Origin of the sequence: Flavobacterium sp. (assembly GCF_043722275.1) — a bacterium.
In the GTDB taxonomy this organism is placed as follows: domain Bacteria; phylum Bacteroidota; class Bacteroidia; order Flavobacteriales; family Flavobacteriaceae; genus Flavobacterium.
This window is the reverse complement of sequence record NZ_JAYSPC010000115.1, coordinates 1-13,142: the sequence shown is the minus strand read 5'-3', so window position 1 is coordinate 13,142 and position 13,142 is coordinate 1. Positions and strand designations below refer to the sequence as shown.

Annotated in this window: 4 protein-coding genes; all 4 read right to left on the bottom strand. The window is 33.6% G+C overall.

The genetic code is table 11. From position 1 onward, the window contains the following. Window positions 1-149: 149 nt before the first annotated feature. Window positions 150-4,370 (bottom strand): AMP-binding protein, encoded by a 4,221-nt coding sequence (locus tag ACHZDT_RS14525; RefSeq protein ID WP_394775341.1) that lies wholly within the window; start codon window positions 4,368-4,370, stop codon window positions 150-152. A gap of 32 nt (window positions 4,371-4,402) precedes the next feature. Further along, complete coding sequence (locus tag ACHZDT_RS14520; RefSeq protein ID WP_394775340.1) at window positions 4,403-5,179, bottom strand: SDR family oxidoreductase; 777 nt, start codon at window positions 5,177-5,179, stop codon at window positions 4,403-4,405. Between the two features lie 54 nt (window positions 5,180-5,233). Continuing rightward, a complete protein-coding gene (locus ACHZDT_RS14515; RefSeq protein WP_394775339.1) occupies window positions 5,234-9,958 on the bottom strand; it encodes an amino acid adenylation domain-containing protein in 4,725 nt (1,574 codons plus the stop codon). Between the two features lie 6 nt (window positions 9,959-9,964). Continuing rightward, the coding region (locus ACHZDT_RS14510; RefSeq protein ID WP_394775338.1) for an amino acid adenylation domain-containing protein at window positions 9,965-13,142 on the bottom strand (3,178 nt) is incomplete at its 5' end.

The following is a 13,142-nucleotide window of genomic DNA, read 5'->3' as shown; positions in this document are numbered from 1 at the left end:
AAATGGTGTTTAAGGAAGGTTTCAAGCGTTATTAAAAACACTTGAAGTCAGTCGTGATAAGACATATCTCAATTTTAAGCATAAAAAAAGGGTTCAACTTTAATTAAAAAGTCAAACCCTTTGTGTCTATTTGTGTGTTTTTAAAACAGTTAGCAAATACTAACTTCTTCAATAATTTCAGTTTTTAGCTGACCAACTATTAATTTTTTAAGCCAGTCATTTGATAATTTAGGAAAAGTGATTCCGTATGTACTAAAAATTTCATTTGAATCATTACTCAGATACTTTACATTTCTTTTTTGCGAAAGAAACCTGTTTACCCAAATATTATAACCATAAATGCATTCATACTCTTTCTCTGAACCTTTAAAGTGCAATACGGCATTTTTAAAAGCAACATCATCTACAATTTTACATGGATAACCAATCTGGTTCATCATAGATGCAATTTCTTTAATAGAAAAATAAGCCGTGTTTTCTAAATGAATGCAATCTAAGTCGCAAATTATTTTTTGCAATGCCATTGACGATACTATATTCGAAATAACATCAACATATGAAAAAGATATTTTTTCGTTGTAAGAAGCCGGAATTTGATTTAATGCCATGATCCCGTTCAAAACCTGAATTACTCTGTTATCCTTTGCATTTTTTTGAAATTTACCGGTTACCGAATGTGCGCCTATATGCCCTACCCGATACACTTTGCCTTTTAATCCCTGAGCAAAAGCCGCTCTGACCATTTTTTCGGCCTGAAATTTTGACTTTTCATATCCCGACAGGAATTTTTGATTAATATCAAAATGATGTTCTGAAAAATCCTGTCCCGCAGTTGTTGTATAGCCGCTTACTGCTAATGTCGAAATATAATGCAGCGTTTTAGCTTTTCCTTCTTTGGCAAAAGAAATAATTTGTTCTGTGCCAAATACATTCGTATCATTTAATTCCTCGCAAGATTTGACAAGATTAACATTTGCTCCGCAATGAATTACAACATCAATATGATTCGCGAGATAATTATAATCATCGAGATCTAAATGCCTTTTTGACAAATCTCCAAGAACTATAGTATTACTGACTTTTTCGGCAAGCATTTCTCCGGGGAAATAATAATCAAGCGTATCTTTTAGTTTTTGTTTTGCTTTATATAAGTTTTCCGATTTAACAAGGCAAAATACTTCTGCTTCGTCCAGCAATAAATCTCTTAAAACACTTGATCCTAAAAAGCCAGTTGCTCCGGTTAATAAAATTGTCTTGTTGTGTTTTTTAGTTTTATGAATAGGAAAATTCAGCATTGACTTACCAACCGTACAAACGTTATTGTAATAAAGACCTGCAAAATCAGCCAATTTATGGTTTGATGCTAAACCAGTATGCTTTGCTAAATTGTTCAGGAAAAGATTTGCCAGTTTATGTATTTCAGGACTTGTAAAGCAACTTGTATTATATTGAATATCAAAAATTAAATTCTCGCCAATAAACCTTCCTGTAAAAAACAATTTATATTCGCTGTTATTTCTATCAGATCTTGTTGGCGCCGTTGTATAATGCGACGGAGTTAATTTAAGAGAGGTGTTTTCATAGGAATCTGAAAACTTGCCTAAATAATTAAAACGAATATCAGACTTTATTTTTTTTGTATTTGAAAAAATATCCCTGTGCGAATTAATGTTGTTTGCATAACCCGCAATAGGAGTCATAAATTCTTTTAAATGCTGAACGGATCTGTGGTTTTCAGTAAAATCAACCGGAATAGTTGTCGACCACCATGAAACTGATCGGCTTAAATCAACTCCTCCATTTTCCTCCGGTCTTCCGTGAAACTCTATATCTACAGAACATCCGCCGATGTTGTAAAAATCAAATAAAGAAGTAAGGAATCCGCTTAAGAAAAAATCCTGCAATTTTAAATGGCTTTCTGACATTGTTTCCAATTGTCTCAGTTTTTCAGAATATTCTTTAGCGACAGCAATAGAAACTACTGAATTAGAAAATCCCGAATTGCTTTGATTTACTGGAATTCTTTTAATTTCGTTACTAATTCCTAAAGGTCTTTTTAAATATTTCTCTGATTCTTTTTCTTCCTCATTCTTTTTATAAAAAAGATTCTGAATTTGTTCCTTGCTCACAGGCAATGGTCTTTCCTGATCTAACGATTCATATCGCCATAAAATTTCTTCCAGCAAAGTATTCCAGGAAATGGCATCGGTAATTAAATGATGGCTGACAAAAAATAAATAATTAAGATTTTTTCCTGTATCAATAATCAATGCCGATTGAAACAAAATACCATTTTCTATCGAAATTGTGTTAACTAAATCGCCTGTAATCTGCAATAACTGATCTGTAAATAATTTTTCTGAATTTAAATTATACACCACTAATGGAGCGGGCGGATTTAGATTGTTTTCAGGAAAAAAACTGTTGTTTACATTGATATATTTAAGGTTAAAACTTTCATGCGATTTTAAGGATTCTTCGATTGCTTTTCCTAGTAATTTTATATTCAGTTCGCCTTTTACATCAAATAATAAAGTTTGTGTATAAGGATTTAAATCCAGCGATTTACTTTTTAAAAATGACAATTGAGAACTCGTAAATTGCAAATCAGCTGATTCAACAACATTATTGACCAAAGTATTTTTCTGCGATTTATTTAATGCTATAAAATGTTCAAACGAAGGATTATCGTATAAATCAGTTAAATTCACATCAAATCCGTTCAATTGCAATTTGCCTACAAACTTGATTGCACTTAAGGAATCTCCTCCTAAATCAAGAAAGTGCCTGTCTCTGCTTTCTATCCCAAATACTTCCTGCCAGCAATACAATACATTATCTTCCCAACTGTTTAAATCTAAATCCTTAAAAAGTATTACATTTTTAGTAAAGTGTTGTTTTCTTAATGCTTTAAAATCAATTTTGCCGTTTCCGGTATAAACAATTTCATCCTGAATATAAATATAAGATGGTATTTTATAGTCCGGCAATAATTTTTTCAGCCATACTAATAAGTCTTCTTTTTTAAGCGTTTCGTCATCCACAACTTTTATAAAACATTCAATAGAAGCTGTATTATTTTCATAAAAAGTATTTAATCGGCTATATAAAATTTTCGGATTTTTATTTAATGTAGATTCTATTTCATCCAGTTCTACACGATGTCCTCGAATTTTGACCTGATTATCATCTCTTCTTACAAATGTAAAATTTCCATCTTCAGACATGCTGCATATATCGCCTGTTTTGTAACCGCGATTGTTTGCTTTTTGGTTAAAAAAGAATTTTTCCTTCGTTTCATCATCATTATTAAAATATCCTATTCCCACGCCCGGACCTTCGATATACAATTCACCGGTTCCGTTTTTTTCATTTACTAAATAGGCATTTCCTTTTCCAAGAGGTTTCCCAATAGGAACGCTGTTTTCTGTGCCTAAAGTTTCGGTTATAGGATATACAAGAGCGCCCACAGTGGTTTCGCTTGGACCATAATGATTCAAAACAGCATTAAATAAATTTAAGTCTTTAATTTGTTTCACTAATTTCCAAGGAAGTTTTTCACCTCCCAAAACAAGAAAATCCATTTTATAATGTGCGCCAAAATCTAAAAACGGAAGCATAACTTCAATATGTGAAGGCGTTGTCTTGATAAAATTGATTTGTTCTTTTTTTAGAATAGAATTAAAAAGGAAAGGATCTCTGCATTCATTTCTGTCAAAAATATAAAGCATTCCGCCTGATATTAGAGACAGCAATAAATTTGTATGTCCTAAATCTGTCGAAAAATTAGTGACATGCGCAGCGTTCAAACAATCCGGTCTTTTTAAAAGTTCGTACAGATTATTTACGTAATGCAAAACATTATCGTGTGAAATCTCTATTACTTTAGGCATTCCGGTTGTACCGCTGGTTGTGATCATATAACATACTTCGGCTATTTGATAATCGTTCAGCGGATCTTCATTTTCAAGGTCTGCAATAAGCGCTGACTCATGCAGAATTTGGGTTCCTGAAAGCATTTCTTCCTTATCACTATCGCAATCCCTGACTATGATAAAGGATGGTTGTGATGATTTTATCTTGTTTTTAAGTACAAGAATTTCATCCTCATCATCTAATAGTATTGGTATTCCTCCAGCATAAGAAATGCCCCAGAACAACAATATTGTAAAATTGTCTTTTTTTGTTAAAAGCCCTATTTTGTCATTCGTTTTTACTCCTTCCTTTTTTAATCTGGAAGCTATTTTAAGCGCAGAGCTTTGTAATTCAGAATACGTATAATGAGTACTGCTGTCCTTGATTGCAACGCGTTCAGGATGGTTGTTTGCAGTAAATTCTAATAAATCGGTTAATTTTTTTTGCTGTATCATCTCAAGAATAATCAAATGAATAATTAAGTGAACTATGGATAGGACTGTCTGGTTGGTCTAATCGAAATATTATCTAAATGCACATTTTCAGGCATCTGGACTAAAAACTGGATTACTTTGGCAACATCGTCGCCTATTAATACAGGACCAATTTCATTGCAGTAATTTTCAAACCAATCCATATCATAACCGGCAGATTCCTGAAAATTTGTTGCCACTAAACCCGGTTCTATAAGTGTAACGCGTATTCCTTTTGGCCCTAATTCTCTTCTTAAGGCTTCTGTTAAACCGTGGGTTGCAAATTTTGTTGCGCCATAAACAGAGTTGAACGGCGAAACATTTCGACCTATTGTTGATCCTAATACTACAATATCCAACGGAGTTTTAGTTTCCGGATCTTTTTCTTTTGAAGCTATCATAACCTGCGAAATCGCTTTTAACTGATGTTGTAATCCCAGCACATTTGTATGCCACAAACTCTCCCATTGCATTTCGTCAGATGTAATTAATGTTCCTGGCAATCCTCTTCCGGCGCAAGCTATAAAAAGGCTTGGAGATAAATCCCAATGTGTTTTACAGCTTTCTATGCATCTTGCCAATGTTATTTTATCTGTAATATCACCGGCAATTACTATAGCCAATTCTTCTCCGGCTTGTGTATTGATTTCTTCTTTTAGCAAATCAAGTTCTTTTTCGTTTCTTCCGTTTAAAACAATTCTAAAACCATCTGATGCGATTCGTAATGCTGTATTGCGTCCAATGCCTGAACTTGCACCGGTTATAATTCCTACTCTATTTGTATTTTTCATTTTTTTATTTAATAATTATTAAACTTTATCTTTTTATCCGAGAGCTGTATGTTATTAAAAATCTTCGCTTATTTCTGAAAAAATCGCATTTAGAAAATCTTCCTGTTCACAAAGTTCCTTTTCGCTTATAATCGAATTCAGGCACTCATCAAGTGTAAGGGATTGGTCATGAGATACATTTTCCAATAATTTTTTAAAATCTTCAATTAGTTTTTCAATAGCATCTTTCTCAAATAAATTAGTATTATAAGTTGAACGGCATTGAAGGTTATTTTCGAATAAATCAAACTCAAATAAAAGATCATATTTGCTTGTTGATTCATCTTCTGAATATTCTCCTGATTTTATAAAATTTCCATTGATTTCTTCGTACTCATTTAATGTAAGCATGACATCAAAAAGCGGGCTTCTGGACAAATCTCTTCCCTGATTCAAATCTTCTGCCAGGACATCAAACGGATAAGATTGATTATCAAAACATGCTAAAACGGTTTCTTTAATTGTTTCTATAAAATTCCGGTACGTTTTCTCTTCTTCTAAAACTATTTTTAATGGAAGCGTATTCACATAAAAACCAACCTGATCGTCTAAATCCGTATGAATTCTGCCTGAAACCGGGCTTCCTATAATAATTTCTTTCTGAAGTGAATTTCTATATAAAACCATTGACGCAATTCCCAGCAAATTCAGGAAAGGTGTTGTTCCTGTCGTTTTTGTTAATTCCTTAAAGTTTTCAAAAGCATCTCCATCAATCAAATACGTCAGCGTAGAACCGTTATAGGTTTTAAGATTAGGTCTTTTGTTTGCAAAATTCAGGTTCAGTTGAGGTATTTCGCCTTGAAACTGATTTTGCCAAAAAGTTTTCTGCTTTTGATAATCATCTCCTTTAACTGTTTTTAATTGCCAGATAGTAAAATCTTTATATTGAATACGCAACTCCGGAAGCTGTGGTTTTTCGTTATTTTTAAAAGCATTATAAAAAGCCATTACATCTCTTTTAAGCACTTTATACGACCATCCGTCAAAAATAATATGATGCAGATTGCTGTAAAATACAAAAGTACTTTTGTCAATTTCCAGCAAAGCAAATCTTACCAATGGTCCATTTTTTACATCAAAAGGCAGGAACGAATCTTTATAAACATAATCAAACACTTCATCATAAGGTTTTTGATTTTGAGAGAAATCATGAAAACTTACTTTAAGTCCCAATTCATCCTGAGATTTGACACATTGACTAAAATTTCCATCTTCATCCTGCTGAAACACAGTTCGCAAAATTTCATGTCTGTCTACCACGGCATACAAAGCATCGATAAATAAATCCGGATCATAACCCTCATTTAGTACTAATGTTGTGGGCATATTGTACGCCACAGAACTTTCATTTATTTGACTTAACGGCAATAAACGTCTTTGGGCAAAAGAAACCGGATAATTTGATTCTTCCTGAAATACCGGAATAATATCGTTTGAATTGACCTCAAGAGAAGCAATATATTGAGATTGCGATAGCAAAGTAGGATTGGTGAAAATTTCACTTATTTTTAAACTGACATTGAATTCGTCTTTTATTTTTGAAATCAATTTCATAGCCTTAATACTATGTCCGCCAATTTCAAAAAAATTATCTGTAACACCTACTTTTTCAATCACCAAAACTTCCTGCCAAATCCGAACTAACTTTTCTTCGGTTTCATTTGCCGGTGCGACATATTCGGACTTAATAAAATTTGCATATGTTACAGGAGTAAGGGCATTTTTATCTGCTTTTCCATTTGAAGTCAACGGAATTGCATCAATTTGAATATAGTAGCCAGGAACCATATAATCAGGTAATTTTTTTGATAGAAAGTTTTGGATATGTGTTTTATCTATTATCTTATCCGAAACGTAATAAGCTACAATATATTTATCCCCATCCTTTTCATTTATTACCACTACAGATTGGCTTATTTCCTCAATATCAATAATATTTCTTTCAATTTCTCCAAGTTCTATTCTGTGTCCTCTGATTTTTACCTGGTCATCATTTCTTCCCAAATAAATTACATCGCCATTAGGCAGCCATTTTCCTAAATCTCCGGTATTGTACATTTTTGTACCCTGAAGAAATGGGTTTTCTATAAATTTTTCTGATGTTAATTCCGGTTTATTCAGATAACCTCGTGACAAACCATCTCCTCCTACATATAATGTTCCTGCAATCCCAACCGGAACAGGCTGCAAATACTCATCTAAAATATATGCTGTACTGTTTTGGATAGGTTTACCTATAGGAATTGAAGTTGTATCGTTGTAACTGATTTCATGTGTTAAAGAAAATGTTGTATTTTCTGTAGGTCCGTAACCATTCGTTATTTTTATAGTTTTATGGGCATCAAAAAGTTTTTTTGTATGAACGGGAGACACCACATCACCACCGGCAATAAGATGTTCAATTGTTTCAAAAACGCTAATATTGCTATCTACAACCTGGCTAAACCATGAGGCTGTCATCCAGAGACAATTCACTTTATTTTCGGTAATGATACTTTTTAAAATAGTAGTATCTAAAAGATTATCCTGTTTTGCAATTATTAGTTTTGAACCGTTTAATAATGTTCCAAAATATTCTATTATTGTAGCATCAAAAGAAATTGCGCCCGTGCTTAAAAGTACTTTACTCTCATTTAAAGGAAAATAAGATCCTGGTTTTACCAGTCTTACAACACTTTTATGTTCTACCATAACTCCTTTAGGATTTCCTGTTGTTCCGGAGGTATAAATAACGTAGGCTAAATCTTTTGGAGAATTTACCAAAGCAGGATTCTCTTTTTTATTTTCAATCTCAGATGACTTAAAAACGTTCCATTGATGATCATCAATAATTATTTTGCAGTGTGTATCTTCTTCAATATAGTTGATTCTGTCTTGCGGATAATTAGCATCAATAGGAACATACGCGCCTCCGGATTTTAGAATTCCTAATATAGAAATGATTAATTTTTCGCTTCTTTCTAATTTAATTCCAACAAAATCATCGGGCTGAATTTTATAATTATCTCTTAAATAATGTCCTAGTTTGTTCGCCTCTTCGTTAAGTTCTTTATAGGTAATTTTTCTGTCTTCAAAAACAACGGCAATATGTTCCGGTGTTTTTTCTGCCTGTTCTTCAAATAACGCAACTATCGTTTTATCTTTTGGATAATCAACATTAGTAGCATTAAAATCAACTAAAAGATGTTGCTTTTCTTCTGCGCCTAAATAATCAATTTGCTGGATCTTTGTTTCTGGCTCGTCTATCAATCTGCTAACTAATTGCTCAAAATGAACAGCCATTTTTTCTACAAATAATGAGTCATAAATATCTGTATTGTAGTTGATTTCCATCGAAAGGGTATCCGTTTCCGTAAACGAAAAAATAAAATCAAACTTTGATGTTTTATCATTTAACTGATATTCCTTAAACTCTAATCCTTGTAGTTTGCCGCCTTTAAAATTATTGAGTTTTGACTGACTCTGCAATACCACCATAATATCAAACAAAGCCGATCTGCTGCTGTCACGATTCAGTTTCAGTTTATCAACCAGTTCATCAAACGGATAACTTTGATGCTCATAAGCTCCTAATATGACTTCTTTTTCATGACGCAATAAGTCAATAAAATTAAAATCCTTATCGATTTGCGTGCGTAAAGCCAAAGTATTTAAATAAAGTCCAACCTGATTTTCAAGATCCGGATGTTCCCTTCCTGCAATTGGAGAACCAATAATAATGTCCTGTTGCCCCGTATATCTGCTTAGCAAAGTATTAATACCAGACATTAAAGTCATGAACAAAGTAACATCGTGTTTTTTAGAAAAAGCAGTCACTTTTTCCAAAAAGGCATTTGAAAACTGGTGATTTAAAAAATTTCCATTATAGGTTTTTACTAATGGGCGTTTTTTAATTCCAGGCAGTTCAATTACAGGAAGCGATCCTGAAAATTGATTCAACCAATACGCTTCAGATGTTTTATAACGCTCTTGCTGTAATTCTTCATTCAGCCATCCCGCATAATCTTTATACTGGATTTTTAACGCCGGTAATTCTATCTCTTTTGAATGAATCAATGAGTTGTAAATAGTGACAATTTCCTTAACCAACAATTCTGATGACCATCCGTCGCCAATAATATGGTGCATTGTCATAAAGAAAACATATTCCTGATCTCCGGATTTAATCAGCGAAACACGAATTAAAGGTGCTTTTTCTAAATTAAAAGCAATACTATTTTCCTTAACAAGATATTCCGCTACAGCTGCTTCATTTTCGGCAGTTAAACTTAAATCAACATAGTTAAGGCTAAAATCCAAATCATCCATCGAAGTGATAAACTGACTAAGCTGACCTTCGTCATTCAATTTGAAAGAAGTGCGTAAAACCTCATGTCTGTTAATTAAGAAACGGAAAGATTCCTCAAATTTCGCAATTTCCAATTCCCCTTTAAGCTGTAAAGCAACAGGCATATTATAGGCCAAAGAAGTATCTTCAAATTGACTTACAATCCAAAATCTGTTTTGAGAAGCCGTTACAGGATATGAATCAGCAATTTTTACAGGCTGAATTTCATTACTATTGTTTTTAGACAAAATGCCTGAAAAATAATTTATGATATCTTGTTTGTGCTTTTTAAGCAATGCCAGTGTTTCATCCTCAATATGATTATTAAGTAAAACTATTTCCAGCTGATCATTGTTCAACTTTAACGCTACTCCTTCTTCTCTTAATCTTTTAATAAATAAACGTATTTCCATAATTTCTTATATAAATATTTTGGTTGCAGAATCTTCTAAAACAGCTTCTTGAAGCCACTTTGCATTCTCTATGTTTAAAGCTAGTATTTCGATTGTAGGCGATATAAAAATCTCTTTTATGTTTACCAATACGTCAAACTGCGTATTAATTCGATTAATAAGCTGACCCACAATAAGACTGTGTCCACCCAATTCAAAGAAATTATCCGTGATCCCAATCTGGTCCACTTTTAAAACTTCCTGCCAGATCTGAACTAATTGCTCCTCAATTTCGTTTGTTGGTGCTGCGTATTCTTTCTTTATGATATCTTCTCCTGAGATATCTGGCAATGCTTTTTTATCTACTTTTCCGTTTGGCGTCAGCGGCATATTTTCCAGTTGAACATAATAGTTCGGAATCATAAATTCAGGCAAAACACTTTGCAGATAAGTTCTCAATTCTGCTTTGTCAATATTTTCCGATGCAGCATAATAAGCCGCCAATACCTGAGTTGATTTTATTTCTTTGGCTTCTAAAACAACTTGTTTCATGAATTCCGAATATTTAGAAATTGCCGTTTCGATTTCTCCCAGTTCTATCCTGAAACCACGAATTTTAACCTGATGATCTTTTCGGCCTATAAATTCAATGTTTCCATCTGGAAGCCAATACGCTAAATCGCCCGTATCATACATTCTTTCGCCTTTGATAAAGGGATTTTCTATGAATTTTTCTGCCGTTAATTCCGGTTTATTCAGGTATCCGCGTGTAACTCCATCTCCGGAAAGATAGATTTTACCCGTTATCCCAACAGGAACCGCAGAAAGCGATTCATCAAGAATCCACGCCTGAGTATTTGAAATTGGGCGACCTACAGAAATAGTTCTTTGAGTTTTTGACGTAATCAAATAGCTTGTACTATACGTTGTATCTTCAGATGGTCCGTAAAGATTTCTGACTTCTATCGATTCTAATGGCAATTGTTCAATGATATCCGTAGACAAAATTTCTCCCGCCATATTAAGAACTTTGATGTTTTTGAAAGAAATTTTATCCTCTAATAATTTTCTCACCACAGATGGAACTGTGTTCAACAATATGTTTTTATCACTATTAGAATAATTGGCTATTTCTAACGCATTCTTTAATATTCTCAGCGTTTTTCCTGTCGTTAAAGTGAAGAAAAATTCATAAACCGATAAATCAAAACAATATGAAGTCACAGCATACACAATATCAAATTTGCTTTGGGCATATTCCTCTTTCGACCAGTCAATTAACGCTGTAGCATTACGATGCTCAACCATTACACCTTTCGGATTTCCTGTAGTTCCCGAGGTATAAATTACATACGCCAGATCTTTTGAACTATTATTTTTCTCAATATTTGATGTTGAATAATCCTGTTGTTCCTTATAAAATGATGCTAAAACGGCTTCGTCAATAATAACTTTGCTGTTGCTGTCTTTTTCTATATATTCAATTCTGGATTGAGGATATGCAAGATCAATTGGCACATAAGCAGCGCCGGATTTCAGGATTCCAAAAATCGCTGTCATCATGCGTTCGCTTCTTTCGAGCTTGATTCCAACAAGGTCATCAGGCTGAATATCATAATGATTTCTAAGATAAGCTCCCAGCTGATTTGCCTGTTCATTTAGTACTTTATAGCTAATTTCAATATCATCAAAAACAACCGCAATTTCATTCGGGGTTTTTTCAACTTGTTCTTCAAACAGATCGATAATCGTTTTGTCTTTAGAATATTCGGCTAAAGTATTATTGAAATTTTGCGTTACCTGAAGTTTTTCTTCTGCTGTAATATAAGAAAGCTCTTCGACCACAACCGAAGTTTGTTCGATTGCCTGAGTCATTAAAAGTTCAAGATGCGCGAACATTCTCTGGATCAAAACAACATCATAAAGATCCGTATTATATTGAATTGTAAGCGATAATCCTTCTTCTGTTTCTATAAAAACAAAGCTGACATCAAACTGAGATGTTCCGCTCTTAAATTCATAATTTTTAATCTGTAAGCCTGTTAATTCTTCATTACTTACAAGATTTTTTAGCTGACCTTGATTCTGTAAAACTACCATCACATCAAAAAGTGCCGAACGGCTCATGTCGCGTTTCAAATTCAGATTGCCAATTACTTCATCAAAAGGATAATTCTGATGTTCATAAGCTTCAAGCAAAGTTTGTTTTTCCTGGTTTACAATTTCAGAGAATGATGTTTTCTCCTTGAATTGGGTTCTAATTGCCAGTGTATTCAGATAAAGTCCGGCCTGATTTTCAAGATCCGGATGTTCTCTTCCCGCTATCGGCGTACCAATTATAATATCATTTTGACCCGTATATTTGTAAAGAAGCGTTTTTACCCCGGCCATTAAAGTCATAAACAAGGTTGCATCTTGCGTTTTTGAATATGATTTTAATTTATCTGAAAACCCTTTTGAAAAAGTATAATTGATACTCTCGCCTTTATAACTTTGCAATAACGGACGTTTTTTAAAGCTCGGAAGATCAAGTACAGGAAGTTCACCTGAAAATTGTGACATCCAGAATTCTTTGCTTTTCAAGTGGTTTTCCTGCTGCAATTCTGAGTTTAGCCATACCGCATAATCTTTATACTGAATATTCAAAACCGGAAGTTCTGTTTCTAATCCCTGGGTTAATCCATTATAAATTTTTACAACCTCAGAAACTAATAATTCAAGCGACCATCCATCACCAATAATATGGTGCATCGATAAAAAGAAAAGATGTTTTTGCTCTTCAAGCGTTACAATCCCGCCGCGTAATAAAGGCGCTTTCTCCAGATTAAAAGCAAAACTGCTTTGCTCCACAAGATAGTTAGATACCGATTCCTGCTGGTTATTTACCGAAGTAAAGTCTTCGCGAATCAGCCTGAAATCAACTGATTCTACAGGTAAAATATGCTGGCGCACCAATCCTGATTCATCTGCCTTAAATCCTGTTCTTAATATTTCATGTCTTTCAATTACTTTTTGAAACGAAGCTTCGAATTTATCTTTATCCAAAACACCGGTTAATTCAAGCGCAATAGGGATATTATATGCGAGTGAACCTCCGTCAAGCTGACTTAAAAGCCAAAGCCTGTTTTGCGAAGCTGTCAAAGGATAACTTTCCTCTAACGGCGCTTTTGGAATCGAAAGATAACCGGATTGCGTTAATTGCTTC